Raw genomic sequence first — 19,893 nt, forward strand, 5'->3', positions numbered from 1 at the left:
CACGGTGCTTGCTGGCATGAAAGCCTCAACCATCGATCAGGAGAATCGACGATGAACTGGCTACGACGCTTAAGCGCCGCGCGCGCTTCACTCGTCATTACCGTCGTGCTCACTGCGGCGGGTACGGGAGCCTGCACGCTCGGCGGCGCCGCTGCGGGCGGCTACGTCGGCAACCGGGCCACCAACGGCAGCGCGGTCGGTACTGTTGGCGGCGCCGTGGCCGGCGGCGTGATCGGGCATGAACTGAGCAAGTAAGCGAAGCCTCGCGCGCATAGAGTTACATGGGTCGCCCGCTGCAGCGAGCCCACCCATGAATTCCCTCGCGTTTACTTCACCGCGCCAAGCGCGAGCCCCTTCACCATATAGCGCTGCAGCCAGGCGAAGACGACGGAAACCGGCAGCGTGGCCGCGAGTGTCGCCGCCATGACGAGCTGCCATTCCACGGTGTACTTGCCGGCCACCATGTCGGTGACCTGCACCGTGAGCGTCTTGTTCTCGGGCGAGCGGATCAGTGTGTAGACCACGGCGAATTCGTTCCACGCGCTGATGAACGTGAAGATCGCCGTGACCACCACAGCCGGCACCGCGAGCGGCAGGAACACGCGGAACACGGCGCCGGTGCGGCTGCAGCCTTCGAGCCATGCCGATTCTTCCAGATCGCGCGGCACGGTCTGGAAATACGACGAAAGCATCCACACAGCAAAGGCAATGTTGAACGCGGCGTACGAGACGATCACACCGATCTTCGAATCGACGAGATTGCCGTCGCCATACGGAATCATCGCGGCGAGCCGGAACAGGCCGACCACGAGCAGAATGGGCGAGAGCATCTGCGTGACGAGCAGGAACTGGCGGTACACGCCGCGCCCGCGGAACGGGAAGCGCGCGAGCGCGTAGGCGGCCGGCAGGCTCACGGCGAGCGCGAGCGCCGTGGAAAGACAGCTCACCACAATGCTGTTGCGAAGCGCGACGCCAAAGTTCGCGGCCTGCCACATGTCGACGTAGTTCTGCCAGCGCCACTGCATGGGCAGCCAGCGCGCCGGATACACGAACACTTCCGAAGCCGGCTTGAACGAGGTGAAGAACATTACCGCGAACGGGAACAGCACGGCCACGACGAGCGGCGAGAGCGCGAGCCAGCACCAGATCGAGCGTTTGAGCTTGCGGTTCATGCGAGGTCTCCTTCGGCGCCGCCGCGTTTGGCCTGCAAGCGCAGGTAGACCACCGAGAACGCGAAGAGGATCACGAGCATGATGAGCGAGACGGCGGCGGCTTCGCCTGGTCGTCCTAACCGGAAACCGAGTTCGTAAAGGTACGTGACGAGAATATGCGTGCTGTCATCGGGGCCGCCTTGCGTCATGACCCAGATGATCGGGAACGAGTTGAACACGTAGATCACATTGAGCAGGATCGCCATGTTGATGAACGGCTTGAGCAGCGGCAGCGTGAGCTGGCGGAACTGCTGCCAGGCGCTCGCGCCGTCGATGCGCGCGGCTTCGTAGATATCGCCCGGCACAGAGGAAAGGCCGCCAAGCAGGATCGTGGTCGTGAACGGAATCGACACGAGTATGCCCACGCAGATTTCAACCGGGAACGCATACTCGGGCGTCGCGAGCCAGTGGATCGGTCCGGAAACGAGTCCGAGCCGCTGCAGCGTGACGTTGACCATGCCGTAGTCGTCGTTGAATGCCCAGCGCCACACCACGGCTGTCATCGTGAGCGAGACGGACCATGGCAGCATGACGATCGTGCGTGCAATGCCGCGGCCGTAAAAGTCCTGATTGAGCACGAGCGCGACGGGCACGGAAATGAGCACCGTGCCCACCACGACGAAGAATGTCCAGATCAGCGTGTTCCTGAGGGCGCTCATGAATACGGGATCGCCGAACACGTTGTAGAAGTTCTGCAGGCCGCTGAAGTCGCGGATCTGCCCGAAGCGCGACACATCGTGCAGCGACTGATACACGATGTTGAAGATCGGATAGCTGATGATGAAGAGCGCGAGCACGAGACTCGGCACGATCAGGAGCCAGGGCGCGCGGGGCGCGGAAACGGCGCGGGGTTGTCGGCTCATGCGGGTTCGTGCGCGTGATCGGTCGGGGGCATCGCCGGCCGCTGCTGTGGCGGGCGAGGGCTTCAGGGGACCCGTAGTCATGTCGAATCGTCAGTGCTTCGAAACGTCGGTTCTCAGGCGCTCCGGCGCGCGCCGGGAACTTCGGGCGCGCGCCGGTTTTGCCATTAAGGCTTGCTTGCAGGCTTATTTGCCAAACTTATTTGCCAAGCGACTTGTTCGCTTCGGTGGCCGCCTGGTTCAGCGCATCGGCAGGCTTGGCCTTGCCGAGGTAGACCGACTGCATCCCATTGGTCACAGCCTTCGCGGTGTCTTCCCAGCCCGTCACGGTCGGCGCGAACTTTGCGTGCGGCAGGAGCGCGATGAAGGCTTGCGTATCTGCGTCCTGGAACGCCGGGTCGCCCGCTTCAGCCTTCGTGGTCGGGAGGAAGCCTTCCGTGCTCGTGAACTGCACGCGCGGTTCCTTCGTGAACAGGTAGTCCAGGAACTTCCAGGCGCTTGGCTTTACCTTGGAGTTCTTGAACATCATGATCGAGTCGGTCACTGCGTACGTTGCAGGCGTCGTCGCAACCGGGATCGGATCGATGCCGTACTTGATGTTCGGTGCTTCCTTCTTCAGTTGCTTGGCGAGGAACGGCGCCGAGATCATCATCGCCACGCGGCCCTGCTTGAAGAGGTTCTGCACGTCTTCACGGCTGTAGCCCGTCACGCCCGGCTGCGTAAGACCTTCGTCGATCATGGTCTTGTAGAGCGTCGCGGCCTTCACGCCAGCCGGCGAGTTGAATGCCGCCTTGCCGTCCTTGCCCACCACTTCGCCGCCGTGGGTCCACAGCGCATAGTAGAAGTACACGTCGGTCTCGATTTCCTTGCCCTGCAGGCCGAAGCCCGCAATGCCCTTCGCCTTGAGCTTCTTCGAGGCGTCGATCACGTCGTTCCAGGTCTTCGGGCCGTTCGGATAGCCAACCGAGGCGAGCATGTCCTTGTTGTAGTACAGCGCGCGCGCCGAAGCGGCAATCGGCAGGCCGTAGGTCTTGCCGTTGATCTGACCCGGAGCGAGGAACGGACCGATGAAGCGGCCCTTGAAGTTCGCGTCCATGTACGGGTCGAGCGGCTCGGCGATGTCGTCCTTCACGAAGTCGAGCAGCCACCGCGTGCCGATGATCGCGAGGTCGGCGTTGGCGCCGCCGGAGATGTCCGTTTGCAGCTTCTGTTGCAGCGAGTCCCAGTTCACGTCTTCGATCTTGATCGTGATGCCGGGGTTGGCGGCCTCGAACTGCTTGGCCATTTTCTCGAAGTACGGGGCGGTGGCGTCGCTGTAGTGGGCGACGGTCACGCGGACCGTGTCGGCGTGCGCCGCGGCGGTGATGCCGGCGAACGCTAGCGCGACGGCCAGCTTTCCGAGCATGGTGGTTGCACGTGCCTGAAACGACATTCTCTCTCTCCTAGGTGGTTTTTCCTGCTTATGCCGCCGCCTTGACCCGGCTGCTGGGTTGCGTTGTTTGAAAAAATCCTACAGGATGAAAAAAGCGTTGTCACCTGGTAATCTCGATATTGTTTCGAGTGCCGGAATTTGCATAACATGCTGTAAAACAGGGGAAATTCATGCACTGCAGCGGTGCGGCGTGGTCGGTATAAACCCGCATAAGGGTGACCGTGCACCATTCGTATGTAGGAAATTTTCAGGCTCGCTGGCATGACTGGCGGGCCGCACGGAGAGTCGACATGAGCCGGGTGGTACTGGTGACGGGTGCGGGCGGCGGCATAGGCCGCGCGCTGTGCAAACGGTTTCTGGAGGCGGGCGACACGGTGCTCGCGCTCGACCGCGACGCGGCGCTTGTACAACAACTCGCGACGGAAATCGGCGAAGCGGGCGCGGCGCGCCTCGAGCCGCTTGCCGCCGACGTGAGCGATCAGGCCGCCGTGGCCGAAGCCGTGGCGCGCGGCGTGGCGGCGCGCGGCCCGGTGGACGTGGCGGTGGCGAACGCGGGCGGCGCGCTCGGTACGACGCTCGCGCATACCGACGCCGCGAGCTGGCGGCGCGACATCGACCTGAACCTGAACGGGACCTACTACACGGTCGAAGCCGTACGCGCCTCGATGATCGAACGCCGGCGCGGCGTGCTCGTGCTGATTGGCTCGGTGAACGGCCTTTCGGCGCTCGGCCACCCCGCGTACAGCGCGGCGAAGGCGGGCCTCGTGAGCTACACGAAGGCGCTCGCCATGGAGCTGGGGCCGCACGGCATACGCGCGAACATCGTCTGTCCGGGCACGGTGAAAACGCCCGCGTGGCGCGCGCGTGTCGAGCAGCATCCGAAGATATTCGAAGAACTAAGCAAATGGTATCCGCTCGGCGACGTGGCCACGCCTGAGGATATCGCCGATGCCGTGCAGTTTCTCGCCTCGCCGCAAGCGCGCGTCATCACGGGCGTGGCGCTGCCCGTGGATGCGGGGCTCATGGCGGGCAACCGCCTCATGGCGAACGAACTGACGCTCGACCCGTTCTGAGGCGCGCACGCGGCGCTTCGACCTGAAAAGACTTCACGCAAACGAGGAAAGCATGGCAGCGGTACAACTGAACGGCATCTACAAGCGCTATGGCGACACTCAGGTCGTGCACGGCGTCGATCTCGACATCGAAGACGGCGAATTCGTCGTGCTCGTCGGGCCCTCGGGTTGCGGCAAGACCACGGTGATGCGCATGATCGCCGGTCTCGAAGACATCTCCGGCGGCGACCTCACGATCGGCGGCACGCGCGCGAACGCGCTGCCGCCGCAGCAGCGCAACATCTCGATGGTGTTCCAGAGCTACGCGCTCTACCCGCATCTCTCGGTGTACGACAACATCGCGTTCGGTCCGCGCATTCGCAAGGAGCGCGAGGACGGGTTCAAGCCGCGCATCGAAGCCGCCGCGAAAATGCTCAACCTGTCGGGCTACCTGGAGCGCCTGCCGCGTGCGCTTTCCGGCGGCCAGCGCCAGCGCGTCGCCATGGGCCGCGCCGTGGTGCGCGAGCCCGCGCTCTTCCTCTTCGACGAGCCGCTTTCGAACCTCGACGCCAAGCTGCGCGTGCAGATGCGCACCGAGATCAAGGCGCTGCACCAGCGCCTGCGCAACACGGTGGTGTACGTCACGCACGACCAGATCGAGGCGATGACGATGGCCGACCGCATCGTCGTGATGAACGCGGGGCGTATCGAACAGATCGGCCGTCCGCTCGATCTTTACGACAAGCCGGGCAACCTTTTCGTGGCGAGCTTCCTCGGCTCGCCCTCGATGAACTTCGCCGTGGGCACGGTGATGAGCGACGCGCGTGGCACGGCGCTCGTGCTCGAAGACGGCGTGCGTATCCCGCTGCCGGAAGGCAAGGCGCAAGCGGGCGCACGCGTGACGCTCGGCGTGCGGCCCGAGCACATCGAGGCGGGCGGCGACGTGCCGTTCACCGTCGACGTGATCGAGCCGACTGGCGCGGAGACCCACTTCTACGGGAAAATAGGCGACACGACATGGTGCGTCACCACGCGCGCGCGCCCGGACGTCACGCCGGGCCAGCGCATGACGCTAGGTTTGCCTTTGGCGCACCTGCATCTGTTCGATACTGAAAGCGGCAAGCGGCTCGATTGAAGCGGAAGCACGCATCGAAACTGGATAGCGGGCGCCTCGTACCTTCCACGGGAAAAACAGCTTGCCGGTCTCCAACCTGATCCATCACATCCGCAACGTCGCGGAGTCGCTGCGTCCCGCCGAGCGCAAGGTCGCGGAGATGGTGCTCGCCGACATCGACTTCGCCATGCGCGCGAGCATCACCGAACTCGCGTTGCGCGCGGACGTGTCCGAGCCATCCGTCACGCGTTTTTGCCGCGCGGTGGGTGCGCACGGCCTGCGCGACTTCAAGATGCGGCTCGCGCAGAGCGCGGCGGGCAACGTGCCCTTCGCGCTCGCCACGGAGTTGACGGGTGGCGAGGCGGGCGGCGCCGGGTGGGCCGGCGAGGTCGGCACCTTGCTCGACAAGGTGACGGAATCGGTCGTCCAGGGCGTGACGCATGCGCGCGCTTCGCTCGATACAGCCGTATTCGAGGCCGCGGTGGCGGCGCTCTCCAGCGCGCGGCGCGTGTACTTTTTCGGCGTGGGCGCGGGTTCGGGGCTCGTTGCGCAAGACGCGGCGCTGCGCCTGCTGCGGCTCGACATCGCCGCGAGCGCGTTCACGGATGCGCATTTGCAGCGCCTTTACGCGGCGCTGCTCGAACCGGGCGACGTGGCGTTCGCAATCTCGCAGTCGGGGCGCAGCGTCGAGGTCAACGAGAGCATTCAGATCGCCAAGGAGCGAGGTGCGACGACCATCGCGCTCACGAGCGCGGGTTCGCGGCTCGCGTGGGTGGTGGACATTCCGCTTTTGCTGCGCGTACCCGCCGCGAGCGATGCGCACGCGCCTGCCGTGGTGCGCATCGCGCATCTCGCGGTGCTCGATGCGCTCGCGCTGGGCGTGTCGCTCGGGCTCGGGCCCAAGGCGCTCGAAAAGGTGCGCGACGCCCAGGCGCGCAGCGATGGCGCGCCCGACGATGCTCCCGCAGTTGGCACGCCGGAAGACGGGCGTTGATGCTTAGGCAAACGTGGCGCCTTCGCGCCGTTTGAGCCGCACCGGCATCGTGTCCGGCACCATCGTGAACGCCTGCACTTCCTGAATCTTCGCGGGATCGATCGCCAGCTCGATCGTGAACGACTTCATCAGCATCGAGAGCGCGAGGCGCATTTCCACGGTCGCGAGATGGCGGCCAGGACACACGCGCGGCCCCGCGCCGAACTGTAGATAAGCGCGCACGTCATGGGCTTTTCCGTCATCGGATTCGCGTTCTGTGCGCTTCATCCAGCGCCACGGATCGTAGCGCTGCGGATCGGCGAAATTTTTCGCATCCAGCATGGCGGGACGCGCGACGAAGAACATGCGCGTGCCCTTGGGCAACGCCACGTTGTCCACGACTACATCTTCCAGCGGCTCGAACGAATGCACGGACGCTACCGGCCGCAAACGCGTCGCCTCGATACAGATCGCCTCGAAAATATCGAGGTCTTTCAACGTCGTGTAGTCGGGACAAACCGTCGAATTGCCGAGCGCGCGCTGCGCTTCGTCGCCGAGATGCCGCTGCAAGGCCGTATCCGCGGCGAGGTAGGGCAGCGTCCACGCGATGGAATCGGCGGTCGTGTCTTCGCCCGCGATCAGGAGCGTGAGGACATTCGCGCGGATCTGCGCGTCGCTGATGGACGTGTCGCCGCCCGGCGCCTGCTGCTGGGCGAGCATCGCTTCGAGCAGATTGCGCGGCGTTTCCGAGGGCTCGTCGCGCATGCGCTCGCGGGCGCGCGCCATCATCGCGTTGACGTAGCGGTGGACTTCGGCGAGTGAGCGCTCGAGTTTGCGGTCCGACGGCAGCTTGACATATCGCCAATACGGAAAGAGCGCATTCGTGCGCCTCATTACGCCCGGCAGGATGCGCTCCAGATGCTCCTGAATCACGCCGTGGTCGCGCTCCAGCGTGCGCGGGTCTTCGCCGAACGCGAGCGCGCTCGTCACATCGACCGTGTAGCGCTTGAGGTCGTCGGTCATCTCGACGGTCTCGCCGCGCTCGGCCGCGCGTTGCCAGCGTGCGTGAAGCCGCTGCGTGATCTCGGCCAGCGTGGGGTAGAACGCCTTGATATTGGGTATCGAGAGCGCCTGCATGACGAGCTTGCGCTGCGGTTCCCACGCTACGCCTTCCGCGGAGAAAAGCCCGTTGAAGCCCATCTCCTCGAACACGGCTTCGATCGGCTGATAGCGGCGGAAGCGATGCGGCCGCTCGCGCATGATCTGCTGGATCAGTTCGGTGTCGGTCCAGATCGTGATGGGGATGCCGCCCACCTGGAAGCGGTAGGGCGCGCCGAGTTCGGCGGCCCACTGTTCGAGGATCAAATGCAGACGCGGCGGCGAAAGCTGCAGCAGATTGCCGAGCAGCGGCAGGCCGCGCGGGCAGGGCAGGTCGGCGATCTGGCGCAACGTTTGTCCGGTCGATGCCGTGCTCATGGGCGTATTCTCATTAGTTAGGCATGCTGTTTTTGTATTGCGCGCGAAAGGCGCTCACAGCGGCGCGGCCGCCGCGCCTTCCATGTAGCCGAAGCGCCGCGAGAGGCGCTGCGCGGCGGCGATCAGCAGTTGCGCCGCCGTGCCTTCGCGCGCGATGTCGAGGCTGCCCGTAGGTCCCATCACCGCGAGCACCAGGCACACGCTGCCCGTGTGGTCGAACACGGGCGCGGTCACGGTGCTGATGCCGGGAATGGGCTTGTCGAGCGCCGTATCCACGCCTTCGGCGCGAATGGCGGCGAGCCGCGCGAGGTAGGCGGGCGTCGCGCCTTCGCGCGGCTTCGCGCCCGCGAGCCGCAGTTCGTCCTGGGCGAGGAGGGCTGCGCGCACATCGTCGTCGACCCATGCGGCGAACACGCGTCCGATCGACGTGTTCACAAGCGACATCACCGTGCCGGGGCGCAGGCTCACGTGCAGCGGTAACGCCGATTCTTCGAGGCGCACGACGGTCGGGCCAAGCGGCCCCGGCACCGCGAGCGCGACGCTCATCGCGGTGGCGGCGGCGAGGCCGACCAGTTCGGCATCGGCCTCGCGCACCGGCGAGAGCCGCGCAAGGCCGATCAGGCCGAGTTCGAGGCTGAGCGGCCCCGCTTCGTAGCGGCCCGCCGCGTCGCGCGCGAGCAGGCCGATCTTCTGCAGGCTCACGAGGTGCGGGAAGGCCTTGGCGGGCGCCATGCCGGCGGCGGCGGCCAGGTCGCGCAACGGCAAGGGCGTGCCGGCCGCGACGAGCGCGGCGAGCAGCTCGCCCGTGACATCGAGCGACTGGATGCCGCGCTGCGGCTTGTCGGCTTCGGGCGTGACGTGGATCGCGGCGTCTGCGCTCGCGGCTTGGGTCACATCGACGTTGTCGTCGCGCGGGGGCTTGGAGCTTACTCGGGGCATGTTGGTGTCGATGGAAAAGCGGCGGCTGCGATTTCGGCGGCAGCGTCGCGCAGCGCGCGCACGACCGCGCCGTCCGCGCGCACGTCGAGTGCGCCGCTCGCGCCAATAGCGGTGAGCAAGAGACTCAGTTCGCGTTGCGGCCCGAGTACGGGCATGCACACGCTGCTCACGCCGGGGCTGGGTGCGTCGATGGCGAGTTCGTAGCCGCGCGCGCGAATGGCGTCGAGCGAGGCGAGGAAGCCGGCGTCCGGCGCGCTTTCCGGGGGCGCGCTGGCGGCACTTGCCGCGTGGCTGGTGCCGCGCCACACCGGCTGCGCGGTTTGCGTGGTCCATACGGCTGCGAGCGCCTCAGGCCCGAGGAACGCGCAGAACACGCGGCCCGTGGCCGTGGCACGCAGCGACATCACGGTACCGACGTGCAGGTTCACGTGCAGCGGCAGGCTCGCGTGCTCGTAGCGCACGATGGTCGGCCCCTGCGGCCCGGCGATACAGAGCGCGACGCTGCAATTGAGCGCCTGCGCGAGCGCTGCCGCGCGCGGCACCGCCTCGCGCAGCGCTGGCTGCTGCGCGAGATGCAGCAGGCCGAGGCGCAGCGCGAGCGGGCCGGGCTCATAGCGCCCCGACAGCGCGTCGCGCTTGATCAGCCCAAGACGCGTGAGGCTCACGAGATAGGCGTGCGCCTGGCTCGACGGAATCTCACCGCTCGCCGCGAGATCGGTGGCGCCAAGCGGCGCGCGCGCGTCGGCGAGCGCGCGCAGCAGGCGTCCGCCCACCTCGACGCTCTGAATGCCGCGCTGCTCGCGGGCAGCCGTAGCGCTGCTTTCCGGCGCGGACGCGGCGCTTTCGTTGCGACGTCTCATTGGCGCTTTTCTCTGGCTGAAAAAGGGTCCATGTTAACTGAATGGCGGCGGCCCATGGCATCTGGGCAGGCTACAGCGCGTATCGGCTAGAAATTAGCGTATAGCGATGTAATTCGCTATTGACAAATAAAAATCGGGAGGCCAAGATGGCCTCACCCCGGCACAACAGCCGTCCAATTTCAAACGGGGCGAGACAACCAGCGCTGGCGCCGTGCGCGCCCAGCCCCTGCACGCTTCGCCCCGCCCTGGCTTCAAGAGCCCCTCGATACGGAGACTCAACATGGCAAAGGCGTTCGCATCCCAGGCCGACCTCGAAGAAAAGAAGGTCACTTTCACGCAGCTCTCGGAAAACGCATACGCGTACACCACGGAAGGCGACCCCAACTCGGGCGTCATCATCGGCGACGACGGCGTGCTGATCGTCGACACCACGGCTACGCCCGCCATGGCGCAGGACCTCATCGCGAAGATCCGCACGGTGACGGACAAGCCCATCAAGTACGTCGTGCTCTCGCACTATCACGCGGTGCGCGTGCTGGGCGCTTCGGCTTACTTCAAGGAAGGCGCGCAGCAGGTGATCGCGAGCCGCGGCACGTACGAAATGATCGTCGAGCGCGGCGAAGCCGACATGAAGTCTGAAATCGAGCGCTTTCCGCGCCTGTTCGCGGGCGTCGAAACGGTGCCGGGCCTCACATGGCCCACGCTCGTGTTCGAGAAGGAAATCACGCTGTTCCTCGGCAAGCTCGAAGTGAAGATCGCGCACCTCGGCTCGGGTCACACGAAGGGCGACACCGTGGTGTGGCTGCCCGAGCAGAAGGTGCTGTTCTCGGGAGACCTCGTCGAATACGACGCTGCCTGCTATTGCGGCGACGCCCAGCTTGCCGACTGGCCCGCTACGCTCGAAGCGCTGCGCTCGCTTGGCGCCGAAAAGCTCGTGCCGGGCCGCGGCCCCGCGCTGCTCAACCCCGCCGAAGTGAACAAGGGTCTCGACTACACGAAGGACTTCGTGACCACGCTGCTCGCACAGGGCCGCGCCGCCGTGGAACGCAAGCTCGACCTGAAGGGCGCGATGTCGCTCACGCGCGAGGCGATGGACCCGAAGTTCGGCCATGTGTTCATCTACGAGCATTGCCTGCCGTTCGACGTGACCCGCGCGTATGACGAGGCGAGCGGCATTACGCATCCGCGCATCTGGACGGCGCAGCGCGACAAGGAGATGTGGGACGCGTTGCAGGATTGAGCACGGGCCGGAATGGGTGGACTGGTGGAGACAAGAATGATCGACTATCAAACGCTGACCTTCGACTACGCGCGATGCAGCGAACAAACCCCGGACGCCGCCGCGTGCGTGCGTCCGGTCGTGGTGGTCGGCGCGGGGCCGGTGGGCCTGGCGACCGCCATCGATCTCGCGCGGCAAGGTGTGCAGGTGGTGCTCGTGGACGACGACTGCACGCTTTCCACGGGCTCGCGCGCCATCTGCTTTTCCAAGCGCTCGCTCGATATTTTCGACCGCCTCGGCTGCGGCGAGCGCATGGTCGAAAAGGGCGTGAGCTGGAACGTGGGCAAGGTGTTCCGCAAGGACGAACTCGTCTACACGTTCAACCTGCTGCCTGAAAGCGGTCACCATCGGCCGGCTTTCGTGAATCTTCAGCAGTACTACGTGGAAGGCTATCTGCTCGAACGTGCACAGGCGTTGCCCAACCTCGAAATCCGCTGGAAGAACAAGGTGACGGGCGTGGCTCAGCACGGCACGCCGGGCGAAAGCGATGCGCACGTCGCGCTCGAAATCGAAACACCCGACGGCCCGTACACGCTGCTCGCGCGCTACGTGGTGGCCGCCGACGGCTCGCGCAGCCCGCTGCGCAAGCTGCTCGGCCTCGACAGTCACGGGCGCACGTTCAAGGACCGCTTCCTCATCGCCGACGTGAAGATGGAAGCCGACTTTCCGACCGAGCGCTGGTTCTGGTTCGATCCGCCGTTTCATCCGAACCAGTCGGTGCTGCTGCATCGCCAGCCCGATAACGTGTGGCGCATCGACTTCCAGCTCGGCTGGGACGCCGACCCGGTGCTCGAGAAAACGCCCGAGCGCGTGATTCCGCGCGTGCGCGCGCTACTCGGCCCCGATGTGAAGTTCGAGCTGGAGTGGGTGAGCATCTACACGTTCTCGTGCCTGCGCATGGACAGCTTCCGCCAGGGCAACGTGCTGTTCGCAGGCGACTCGGCGCATCTGGTTTCGCCGTTCGGCGCGCGCGGCGCGAATAGCGGCTTTCAGGACGGCGAGAACCTCGCATGGAAGCTCGCCATGGTGCTGGAGAACCACGCACCCGACGCGCTGCTCGACACCTATGCGAGCGAGCGCGAATACGCGGCCGACGAAAACATCCGCAACTCGACGCGTTCGACCGACTTCATCACGCCGAAGAGCGCGGTGAGCCGCGTGTTCCGCGACGCCGTGCTCACGCTCGCTCGCGACCATGCATTTGCGCGGCAGTTGGTGAACAGCGGCCGGCTTTCCGTGCCGGCAGTGCTGCGCGAATCGACTTTGAACACGCCCGACGAAGATACGTTCGGCGGCAAGATGGAGCCGGGCGCATCGTGCGCGGACGCGCCGGTGCTAAACGCAGCGGGCAACGAGAGCTGGCTGCTTGCGCATCTGGGCGACCAGTTTGCGGGCCTCGTGTTCAGCCGCGCGGGCTCGGCATTCGATACCGCGACGCTCGACATGCTGCAGGCGCTCTCGCATTCACCGGTGCCGCTCAAGTTCGTGGTGATGCTCGAAGGCGATGCGGCCGTGCCCGCGGGTCTGCCTGCATCGACGGTGGTGTTGCGCGACGTGCAAGGACTGGCGGCGCAGCGATACGGCGCGCAGGATGGTGCGTTCTATCTGATTCGTCCTGACCAGCACGTGAGCGCACGCTGGCGGCGCGCCGACGCGGCGCGTGTGGAAAGCGCACTCAAGCGTGCGCTTTGCGTGCAAGGCACGGCATAGAGGGAGAGGAGACAACCATGCTGAACACCCAACCGAATCTGGCAAGACCGGACGACTTTTACGAAGCGCTGATCGACATGCATCGCGATCTCGACGAGGCGCAGAGTCAATCGGCCAACGCGCAACTCATTCTGCTGCTGGCGAATCACATAGGCGACCACGAAACGCTGATTGAAGCGCTTCGCTTCGCGCGCGCAGGCGTGAGCGCGCCGGCGAGCAACGGCGCGACAGGAAAACTTGCGGCGTAAAAAATATCACGTCGACGCGAGCGGCCGCGTACCTGCCGGCCGCTCGCCAGCCATCACACCTGCATCGACGGCACATCCTTCATGCAGCGCAAGGCGAACATCGACCGGCTGTGGCGAATGCTCGAGATGCGATAGAGCTTCTCGCGCAGAAAACGCTCGTAGCCTGCGGTGCCGTCTACCGCCACCTTGATCCAGTAGTCGTACTCGCCGGAGACGAGATACGCCTCGAGCACTTCTGGCAGCGCCGCGAGTTCGGCGCCGAAGCGCGCGAGCGCGTCGTCTTCGTGGCGGTCGAGCGTCACTTCCAGAATCACGATGTCTGCGTAGCCCAGCTTTTGCTGGTTCACGAGCGCGACATAGCCGTCGATATAGCCATCGGCTTCGAGCTGGCGCGTGCGGTTCCAGCACGCGGTCGTGGACATGCCCACCTGCTCGGCCAGTTCGGCATTCGATAGTCGGGCGTTTTTTTGCAGGGCGCTGAGGATCTTGCGGTCCTGATTGTCGAGCGCTTTGGGCGCACGTTCACGAGGGCTCATGGCGATAAAGAATCTTGTGCAGGTAAGGTCAATTCTAGCGGAAGAAGATTCCGTATATCGACCGTTTCCACCTAAAAACCGGAAGCCTAATCCGGCTATCCACCGGTATATTTTCTCCATGCCTTCTTGCCTGGCACGACCCACGCGGCCACCTCCCCGCGTCGGGGAGCGCCGCCGCAGCCACAAGCCGCGGTGGTCCGTCAGGGCCGGTTTCCGTTGCACCCTGCGGCGGCTACCGGGCGTTGCGCGCGTACACCACGCAGCCAGCAATGTCCGGTCAGGCAGATGGCATTCGAAAACCGCGCTTTTGCGCGGTTTTTTGTTGTCCGTTTTCGATGCTTTTCCCAACCCCGAGCGCCGTCCGTCACAACGTCTTCGCCAGCACGCCCAGCAATGTCGATCCAGCTGTATCTATCTTTTCTCGCCGCCGCGCTCGTACTCGTCTACACCCCCGGTCCAGTCAACGTGCTCACCATGAGTCAGGCGCTCCATGCTGGCTGGCGCCGCGCGCTGCCCTGCGTCTGGGGCGGCACGCTCGCCGTGCTGCTCCAACTCGCGTTGACGGCGCTTTGCCTTAATTCGCTGCTGTTAATTAGTGAGCATTCACTTACGTTGCTGCGCTGGCTGGGTGCGGCCTATCTCGTCTGGCTGGGCTGCAAGCAGTGGCGCAGCCGCTCGCTGGCGGGCACGGATGCGCCAGCCGTTGCAGCCGATAGCGCAAGCCGTCGCGATTTGTTCTGGCGCGGTTTTGCGACTTCGGGGCTCAATCCGAAGACCTTGCTGTTCTTCCCGTCGTTTTTCCCGCAGTTCATGAGTGCCGACGCGCCCTGGAGCGCCAACCGTCAGTATTTGCTGCTGGCGGCGACGTTCGCCGTGCTGTTTGCGGGAGGCGTGGCTTCGATGGCGCTGTTTTCGCACCGGCTGCGCCACGTGCTGCAGCGCCCGACGCGTATGCGCGCCGTGAATCGCCTGATGGGCAGCCTGCTCGTGGGAATGGGCGCGATGATGGCCGGCTTGCGCTGAGCGTGCAGGCGGCGGATGGCTCGCGCGCGGTTGTGCGCGAGCCGGTTGGCGTGACGCCGGTTCGGCGCGCCGGGCTTAGGGCGTCGTCGTGCTGCCGGTGGTCGATGCGGCCGGCGCTACAGTCGGCGTGGCAGACGTGCCGGAGTCCGACGAGGTCGAAGCGAGCGTTTGCGCTGCCGCAGCGCTTGCCGACGCCGCGACGGGCGCAGACGCCGACGCGTTGTGAGTGGTCACACTCGCCGTGAGCCCTGTAGCCTGCGGGTTTGCCGGAACAGTCGGCGACACACCCATGATCGCGGCCGCCGCCGCCGTGGCGTGGTCGACCGGAGCGGCGGCGCCCGGAGTCGATGCGGCGGGCGCGGGCGCCGCCGTAGCAGGCGCAGACGCAGCCGCGGGCGCGGCAGCAGGCGCCGTCACCACAGGCGCCGCCGGCAGCGTCGTGCTGTGCAGCACCGCCGCACCCGTTGCCGCAGCCGCTGCAGCAGCGGCCGGCGCTGCCGACCCCACCGTGGTCGCGGCGGGCGCCGCGCTTGCCGTGACCGGCGCGATGGGCGGCGGCAGTGGCGCAACATCGATCGCGCCGGTGCTCGGCACAGGCTCGCTGCGCGCCGAAGCATTCAAATACCGCCCCACCAGGTCGAAGAAGCGCGAGTAAAACGGCCCCGACTGGATCGTCTCGCTCGAAATCTTCACCATCTCGTCGCTGTTCGAGCGAATAGGCAGCGATACCGACCCCAGAATCGAGAGCCCCACGCTCGCCGAGGTATCGCTCTTCTTGAGCGCGTAGCCGTTCTGCACGGCATTCACGTACACCATGCTCGTATTGCTCGCGTCGCCCGGCGTGCAGACCACGTGCACCTCCACGACGATGTGCTGATCCATCGTCGGCTGGAAGTTTTTCGTGGCGTCGACGGTGTCGTTGCGCGTCATCGTCGTCATGTAGCCCTGGCTCAGAAGCGCGCGGCGCGACGACTCGCAGGCGTCCGTGCTCGCGTAGTTGAAGCTGCGCGAGAACTGGCTGGGCGCGGTGCTCAGCAATTGATCTTCCTGGAACTTGGGCTTGGGCGACGAGCACGCGCCGAGCGCGGCAGCCAGCGTCACCGTAGCTACGGTGAGGGCGGCGTGACGAACCGGGACGGGCAAACGAGGGAAAGCTTTCGAAAAACGGGACATGTTCGGGGCAAACAGGGCGGCAATGCGGCATTGCATCGTACGGGTTGCATTGTAGTTCGGTTCCGCTGCGCACAACCGAACGCTCGTTTTTTCGCGGCATTTCGAAAGCCGGACGAAGGCGTTCCGAACGCTTACATCCCGCATGACGAAAAAAACGGGCTTCCGCCCAACGCGAAAGCCCGTGTCAACCCGGCGCCCGGGGCAGCGAGTGGAGAAGCGAACTCGCTGGCGTGCGCCGCAGCCGGGTACCGCCGGCTGTTCCAGTGCGCAATGCGCTAAATCTTAGGAGCCACACTGGCCGCCGCGCCCGCAACGCGGCGTCAGTGTGGGCCTACTTCGTGCCGACCGTCGTAAGCGGCTGCCACTTGCCGCTCACGACCTTGTAGACCGTCACGCCGCCGTACTTGAGGTCGCCGTACTGGTCGTAGGCCAGTTCGTTCGTGGTCACGCCCTTCATGTTCGTCGACTTGAGCGAGGCGAGGTAGAGGTGCGGATCGGTCGAGTTCGCCTTCTTCATTGCGGCGATCACGGCGCGCGTGCCGTCGTACGCGTACGGCGAGTACAGTTCGACCGGCTTGTTGAAACGCTTGGTGTAGCGCTCGACATAGCTCTTGCCGCCCGGCATCTGGTCGAGCGGGCTGCCGCCCGACGAAGCGAGCGCGCCTTCCGCCGCCGGACCGGCGATCTTGACGAGTTCGTCCGAGTGCATCATGTCGGGGCCGATCAGCGTGGCCTTGATCGCGAGCGACTTCATCTGCTTGAGCATCGGCGCGGCCTGGGTGTCGGCGCCGCCGTAGAAGATCGCGTCGACGTCCGCCGACTTGATGTGCGTGAGGATCGAGCGGAAATCCACGGCCTTGTCGTTCGTGAATTCCTGCGCGACCACCGTGCCGCCCGCCGCCTTCACGGCCTTGGCGAACTCTTCGGCCACGCCTTGACCGTAAGCCGTGCGGTCGTCGATCACGGCGAAGCGCTTGAACTTCAGGTCCTTCACGACGTATTCGCCGAGCACGCTGCCTTGCTGCGCGTCGGACGTCACGAGACGGAACGTGGTGGGCAGACCCTGGCGCGTATAGGTGGGCGCGGTGGCCGTGGCGATTTCGGGAATACCGGCCTTCGCGTAGATCGGCGCGGCCGGAATGCTGGTGCCCGAGTTGAAGTGGCCGATGACGGCGGAAACACCGTCGTCGACGAGCTTCTGGGCGACGGTCGTGCCGGTGCGCGGGTCGGCCTGGTCGTCGTAGGCGTCGAGCACGAAGCGCACCGGCTTGCCGCCGATGGTCGGGCTCGTGGCGTTCTCGTCGTCGATCGCCATCTGCACGCCGCTGCGGAAATCTGCGCCGTAGTGGGCCTGGCCACCGGTGAGCGGGGCGGCGAAGCCGATCTTGACGTCGGTGGCCTGGGCGAGCGCACCGGCGCTCCACAGGGCCGCCACGGCGGCAAGAACGACGGGCGCGCGCAGGCGCATTTGCGTGTTTCGGTTGCTTGGATTCATTCTGGTTCTCTCCTCAGCGGTCTACGTTTTTCGTGGGCGCAGCCGGGCCCGCACCGCGTCCGGAGCGCGCGGCGTGCCTTTTTGCGCAGGGGTGAAGCAAAAGAAACCGGCCGCCGAATGGCGGTTGGGCGAGCGAAACCGTTGCGCATGCAACGGCCTCGGGCCGACCCGGTGGATACGCTAAAATTGCTTGGTTTTCAGATGCTTACAGAAACCTATACAGTCTCCAGACAAGGACACGGCACAGTGGGAACGGCTGGCGGATCCGTAATGCCAGCATAAATATCCAGAAGCGATTGGATTGTATCCAATTCTGGCAGGCAAAAATATTGACGACAACACTTTTTCGTCGGACGGCGTTCGTCCGCCCGGCGCCCACGAGCTCATGACGACAGTGCAGGCCAAGGAAGACCAGCGATCGCTGCCTCAAACGATCCGCGACCAGCTGCGCGACGAGATCCTGCGCGGCGTGCTGCCGCCCGGTGCGCAGTTGCGCCAGGAGGGCCTTGCGGAGCGCTTCGGCGCGAGCCGCATTCCCGTGCGCGAGGCGCTGCGCCAGCTCGAGGCCGAAGGGCTCGTGAGCTACCAGCTCAATCGCGGCGCCGTGGTGATCGCGATGTCCACGCAGGAGATCTGCGAGCTGCTCGACATTCGCGCGGCCCTGGAGACCTATGCGGCGAAGCTTGCGGTGCCGAACATGGTGGCCGGCGACATCGACGTGATGAAGCGCATTCTCGCGGCGTACGACGCCGCTTCGTCACCCGCCGAGTGGGCCGAATGCAATCGACAGTTCCATCTCGCGCTGTGCGCGCCCGCGAACAACTCGCGGCTGCGCAAGATGATCGAGGAGTACTGCCTGAGTACGACGAATCGATATCCGCATCTGCGCATGTCGCTCGATACGGAAAAGAACGAGGTGCAAAGCGATCACTACGCGATCGTCGAGGCCTGCAAGCGGCGCGCTGTGGATGAAGTCGTGGCGCTGATCGAGCGGCACATTCTCGATACCAAGCGCGAGGTGATGGCCGCGGCGCGGCTGGCGGGGATGGATAGCTGAGCGGTTCTTTTCGCTGCACCGAATGCAAAAACGGCGAGCGCCCCGTAGGGGACGCTCGCCGTTTTGTTTGAAACAAGCAGTGGCAGGCGTATCGCTTACACCGCCATTTCCGGCGGCGCTTGCCGGAAGCACCGCGTGATCCATCCGAGGTACGCTAGGCCGAGCACGAACCAGACTATGCCGAGCACGATCGCCGTCTTCTCGAGACTGCACAGCAGCCAGATATCGGTCACGGCACCGATGAGCGGGAACACCAGACCGCCGAGCAACCCAAAGCCACGCGTGCCTGCCGCGCCGCTGAAGTACTGGCGGATCACGCACAGGTTCACCGAAGTGAACGCGAGGAACGCGCCGAAGTTGATGAACGAGGTGGACGTGGCCACGTCGAGCTTCAGTGCGATCAAGCCAACGACACCGGCAATCGCGATGTTGATCGCAGGCGTGCGAAAACGCGGGTGGATGTAGCCGAAAATCGACTTGGGCAGCACTTCATCGCGGCCCATTGCATAGAGCAAGCGCCCAACGCTGGCCTGCGCCGAGATGCCCGAGGCGAACTGCGCGAGAATCAGGCCCGCGAGGAAAATCGTCACGAAGATATCGCCGCCCACCTTGCGGGCGATTTCGAACGCGGCCGAATCGGGGTCCTTGAACACGGCGCCCGGATGCGCGAGTTGCAGCGTGTACGCAGCGATCACGAAGATCGCGCCGCCCACGAGCGCGATCAACACGATGGCGCGCGGAATGGTCTTTTCGGGCTCGATGGTTTCCTCGGTGAGCGTGGAAACGGCGTCGAAGCCGAGGTACGAATACGCGGCGATCGCAGCGCCCGCCATCGTGGCCGAAAGCGGCACGTGCGGCTGGAAGAACGGCTGGGCTGCGATGAGTCCGCCCGGACCTGCGGCTGCGGAGGCGTAGTGCAAACACAGGACTACGAACATTGCCGTAATGCCGAGCTGCACGATCATGAGCACGATGTTGAATTTTGCTGCGAGTTCGATGCCGATGATGTTCAGCGCGCTCGTGAACACGATGAATGCGACGATCCAGATCCACGTGGGCACGCTCGGGAACGCAGCGCCAAGATAAGCCGCGCCGATGAGCCAGATCACCATCGGCAGGAAGAAGTAATCGAGCAGCGTGGCCCAGCCGATCATGAAGCCCAGGTGCGAATTGAAACTCTTGCGCGTGTACGTATAGGCCGAACCCGCTACAGGGAAAAGGCGCGCGAGCTTGCCGTAGCTGAGCGCCGTGAACACGATCGCGATGAGCGCGATGAGATACGCAAGGGCGGCGGTGTCCTGGCTCGCGCCTGCGAGCACGCCATAGGTGCCGTAGACGATCAGCGGCGCCATGTAGGCGAGCCCGAACAGGAGCACGGACGGCAGGCCGAGCGTGCGCTTCAGGTGAGGTACGTGAGTGCCGCGTTCATGCGACGGCGAGGCAGGCTTCATGATG

At 65.2% G+C, this 19,893-nt stretch carries 19 protein-coding genes; 9 read left to right on the forward strand and 10 right to left on the reverse strand.

Going from position 1 to position 19,893, the window contains the following annotated elements; genetic code table 11:
- The first annotated feature begins 51 nt into the window (after positions 1–51).
- Complete coding sequence (locus L0U83_RS14700) at positions 52–255, forward strand: glycine zipper 2TM domain-containing protein (protein ID WP_233884092.1); 204 nt, start codon at positions 52–54, stop codon at positions 253–255.
- A gap of 71 nt (positions 256–326) precedes the next feature.
- On the opposite strand, the gene L0U83_RS14705 is transcribed toward L0U83_RS14700, so the two are convergent.
- The 3 genes from L0U83_RS14705 to L0U83_RS14715 all read right to left on the reverse strand — a co-directional run bounded on the left by L0U83_RS14705 (position 327) and on the right by L0U83_RS14715 (position 3,503).
- Positions 327–1,172: a carbohydrate ABC transporter permease gene (locus tag L0U83_RS14705; RefSeq protein WP_233884094.1), complete on the reverse strand. Its 846-nt coding sequence runs from the start codon at positions 1,170–1,172 to the stop codon at positions 327–329.
- Positions 1,169–2,074: a carbohydrate ABC transporter permease gene (locus tag L0U83_RS14710; RefSeq protein WP_233884095.1), complete on the reverse strand. Its 906-nt coding sequence runs from the start codon at positions 2,072–2,074 to the stop codon at positions 1,169–1,171. Before L0U83_RS14710 ends, L0U83_RS14705 begins: the two co-directional genes overlap by 4 nt.
- 196 nt (positions 2,075–2,270) lie before the next feature.
- Positions 2,271–3,503, reverse strand: a complete 1,233-nt coding sequence (locus L0U83_RS14715) for an ABC transporter substrate-binding protein (RefSeq protein WP_233884096.1) — start codon at positions 3,501–3,503, stop codon at positions 2,271–2,273.
- A gap of 290 nt (positions 3,504–3,793) precedes the next feature.
- Here L0U83_RS14715 and L0U83_RS14720 point away from each other — a divergent pair, with 290 nt between their 5' ends.
- The 3 genes from L0U83_RS14720 to L0U83_RS14730 all read left to right on the forward strand — a co-directional run bounded on the left by L0U83_RS14720 (position 3,794) and on the right by L0U83_RS14730 (position 6,663).
- Complete coding sequence (locus L0U83_RS14720) at positions 3,794–4,576, forward strand: SDR family oxidoreductase (RefSeq protein ID WP_233884097.1); 783 nt, start codon at positions 3,794–3,796, stop codon at positions 4,574–4,576.
- Positions 4,577–4,628: 52 nt separating this feature from the next.
- Positions 4,629–5,690 carry an ABC transporter ATP-binding protein gene (locus L0U83_RS14725; protein WP_233884098.1) on the forward strand — a complete coding sequence of 354 codons (1,062 nt, stop codon included), beginning with the start codon at positions 4,629–4,631 and terminating at the stop codon, positions 5,688–5,690.
- A gap of 61 nt (positions 5,691–5,751) precedes the next feature.
- Positions 5,752–6,663: a MurR/RpiR family transcriptional regulator gene (locus tag L0U83_RS14730; protein WP_233884099.1), complete on the forward strand. Its 912-nt coding sequence runs from the start codon at positions 5,752–5,754 to the stop codon at positions 6,661–6,663.
- Positions 6,664–6,666: 3 nt separating this feature from the next.
- Here the strand turns inward: L0U83_RS14730 and L0U83_RS14735 are convergent, their stop codons facing one another.
- From L0U83_RS14735 to L0U83_RS14745, 3 genes are read right to left on the reverse strand one after another with little or no spacing between them, the layout of a single operon-like run.
- Complete coding sequence (locus L0U83_RS14735) at positions 6,667–8,118, reverse strand: cytochrome P450 (RefSeq protein WP_233884101.1); 1,452 nt, start codon at positions 8,116–8,118, stop codon at positions 6,667–6,669.
- Between the two features lie 54 nt (positions 8,119–8,172).
- A complete protein-coding gene (locus tag L0U83_RS14740) occupies positions 8,173–9,057 on the reverse strand; it encodes an IclR family transcriptional regulator (RefSeq protein WP_233884105.1) in 885 nt (294 codons plus the stop codon).
- Positions 9,045–9,917 carry an IclR family transcriptional regulator gene (locus L0U83_RS14745; protein ID WP_233884106.1) on the reverse strand — a complete coding sequence of 291 codons (873 nt, stop codon included), beginning with the start codon at positions 9,915–9,917 and terminating at the stop codon, positions 9,045–9,047. Before L0U83_RS14745 ends, L0U83_RS14740 begins: the two co-directional genes overlap by 13 nt.
- Positions 9,918–10,197: 280 nt before the next feature.
- Between L0U83_RS14745 and L0U83_RS14750 the strand changes: the two genes are divergently transcribed.
- Genes L0U83_RS14750 through L0U83_RS14760 form a run of 3 tightly spaced genes read left to right on the forward strand, consistent with a single transcriptional unit; the run spans position 10,198 to position 13,154 of the window.
- The gene (locus L0U83_RS14750) at positions 10,198–11,157 is read left to right on the forward strand and encodes an MBL fold metallo-hydrolase (RefSeq protein ID WP_233884107.1); all 960 of its coding nucleotides are present in this window, start codon (positions 10,198–10,200) and stop codon (positions 11,155–11,157) included.
- Positions 11,158–11,193: 36 nt separating this feature from the next.
- Entirely contained in the window at positions 11,194–12,906 is a 1,713-nt protein-coding gene (locus L0U83_RS14755) for an FAD-dependent oxidoreductase (protein ID WP_233884108.1), read from the forward strand.
- Positions 12,907–12,923: 17 nt separating this feature from the next.
- Positions 12,924–13,154 (forward strand): DUF2783 domain-containing protein, encoded by a 231-nt coding sequence (locus tag L0U83_RS14760; protein ID WP_233884112.1) that lies wholly within the window; start codon positions 12,924–12,926, stop codon positions 13,152–13,154.
- Positions 13,155–13,207: 53 nt separating this feature from the next.
- On the opposite strand, the gene L0U83_RS14765 is transcribed toward L0U83_RS14760, so the two are convergent.
- On the reverse strand, positions 13,208–13,690 hold the full coding sequence (locus L0U83_RS14765; RefSeq protein WP_201697314.1) for an Lrp/AsnC family transcriptional regulator: 483 nt from the start codon (positions 13,688–13,690) through the stop codon (positions 13,208–13,210).
- Between the two features lie 393 nt (positions 13,691–14,083).
- Here L0U83_RS14765 and L0U83_RS14770 point away from each other — a divergent pair, with 393 nt between their 5' ends.
- Positions 14,084–14,713, forward strand: coding sequence for a LysE family translocator (locus tag L0U83_RS14770; protein ID WP_233884115.1), 630 nt, complete (start codon positions 14,084–14,086; stop codon positions 14,711–14,713).
- Between the two features lie 75 nt (positions 14,714–14,788).
- Here the strand turns inward: L0U83_RS14770 and L0U83_RS14775 are convergent, their stop codons facing one another.
- Both L0U83_RS14775 and L0U83_RS14780 read right to left on the reverse strand, forming a co-directional pair.
- Positions 14,789–15,856 carry a DUF2242 domain-containing protein gene (locus L0U83_RS14775; protein ID WP_233884116.1) on the reverse strand — a complete coding sequence of 356 codons (1,068 nt, stop codon included), beginning with the start codon at positions 15,854–15,856 and terminating at the stop codon, positions 14,789–14,791.
- Positions 15,857–16,217: 361 nt separating this feature from the next.
- Positions 16,218–17,381: a branched-chain amino acid ABC transporter substrate-binding protein gene (locus L0U83_RS14780; RefSeq protein ID WP_233884117.1), complete on the reverse strand. Its 1,164-nt coding sequence runs from the start codon at positions 17,379–17,381 to the stop codon at positions 16,218–16,220.
- Between the two features lie 385 nt (positions 17,382–17,766).
- On the opposite strand from L0U83_RS14780, the gene L0U83_RS14785 reads away from it, so the two are divergent.
- A complete protein-coding gene (locus L0U83_RS14785; protein ID WP_233884118.1) occupies positions 17,767–18,438 on the forward strand; it encodes a GntR family transcriptional regulator in 672 nt (223 codons plus the stop codon).
- 95 nt (positions 18,439–18,533) lie between these two features.
- On the opposite strand, the gene L0U83_RS14790 is transcribed toward L0U83_RS14785, so the two are convergent.
- On the reverse strand, positions 18,534–19,889 hold the full coding sequence (locus L0U83_RS14790; RefSeq protein WP_233884122.1) for an APC family permease: 1,356 nt from the start codon (positions 19,887–19,889) through the stop codon (positions 18,534–18,536).
- Positions 19,890–19,893: the final 4 nt, after the last annotated feature.

It is taken from the genome of Paraburkholderia flagellata (assembly GCF_021390645.1).
Lineage (GTDB): Bacteria > Pseudomonadota > Gammaproteobacteria > Burkholderiales > Burkholderiaceae > Paraburkholderia > Paraburkholderia flagellata.

Bases quoted from the DNA above. Each gene is read 5' to 3' on its own strand.
- L0U83_RS14700 (WP_233884092.1), top strand. From the start codon at position 52: ATGAACTGGCTACGACGCTTAAGCGCCGCGCGCGCTTCACTCGTCATT.
- L0U83_RS14705 (WP_233884094.1), bottom strand. From the start codon at position 1,172: ATGAACCGCAAGCTCAAACGCTCGATCTGGTGCTGGCTCGCGCTCTCG.
- L0U83_RS14710 (WP_233884095.1), bottom strand. From the start codon at position 2,074: ATGAGCCGACAACCCCGCGCCGTTTCCGCGCCCCGCGCGCCCTGGCTC.
- L0U83_RS14715 (WP_233884096.1), bottom strand. From the start codon at position 3,503: ATGTCGTTTCAGGCACGTGCAACCACCATGCTCGGAAAGCTGGCCGTC.
- L0U83_RS14720 (WP_233884097.1), top strand. From the start codon at position 3,794: ATGAGCCGGGTGGTACTGGTGACGGGTGCGGGCGGCGGCATAGGCCGC.
- L0U83_RS14725 (WP_233884098.1), top strand. From the start codon at position 4,629: ATGGCAGCGGTACAACTGAACGGCATCTACAAGCGCTATGGCGACACT.
- L0U83_RS14735 (WP_233884101.1), bottom strand. From the start codon at position 8,118: ATGAGCACGGCATCGACCGGACAAACGTTGCGCCAGATCGCCGACCTG.
- L0U83_RS14740 (WP_233884105.1), bottom strand. From the start codon at position 9,057: ATGCCCCGAGTAAGCTCCAAGCCCCCGCGCGACGACAACGTCGATGTG.
- L0U83_RS14745 (WP_233884106.1), bottom strand. From the start codon at position 9,917: ATGAGACGTCGCAACGAAAGCGCCGCGTCCGCGCCGGAAAGCAGCGCT.
- L0U83_RS14750 (WP_233884107.1), top strand. From the start codon at position 10,198: ATGGCAAAGGCGTTCGCATCCCAGGCCGACCTCGAAGAAAAGAAGGTC.
- L0U83_RS14755 (WP_233884108.1), top strand. From the start codon at position 11,194: ATGATCGACTATCAAACGCTGACCTTCGACTACGCGCGATGCAGCGAA.
- L0U83_RS14760 (WP_233884112.1), top strand. From the start codon at position 12,924: ATGCTGAACACCCAACCGAATCTGGCAAGACCGGACGACTTTTACGAA.
- L0U83_RS14765 (WP_201697314.1), bottom strand. From the start codon at position 13,690: ATGAGCCCTCGTGAACGTGCGCCCAAAGCGCTCGACAATCAGGACCGC.
- L0U83_RS14770 (WP_233884115.1), top strand. From the start codon at position 14,084: ATGTCGATCCAGCTGTATCTATCTTTTCTCGCCGCCGCGCTCGTACTC.
- L0U83_RS14780 (WP_233884117.1), bottom strand. From the start codon at position 17,381: ATGAATCCAAGCAACCGAAACACGCAAATGCGCCTGCGCGCGCCCGTC.
- L0U83_RS14785 (WP_233884118.1), top strand. From the start codon at position 17,767: ATGACGACAGTGCAGGCCAAGGAAGACCAGCGATCGCTGCCTCAAACG.
- L0U83_RS14790 (WP_233884122.1), bottom strand. From the start codon at position 19,889: ATGAAGCCTGCCTCGCCGTCGCATGAACGCGGCACTCACGTACCTCAC.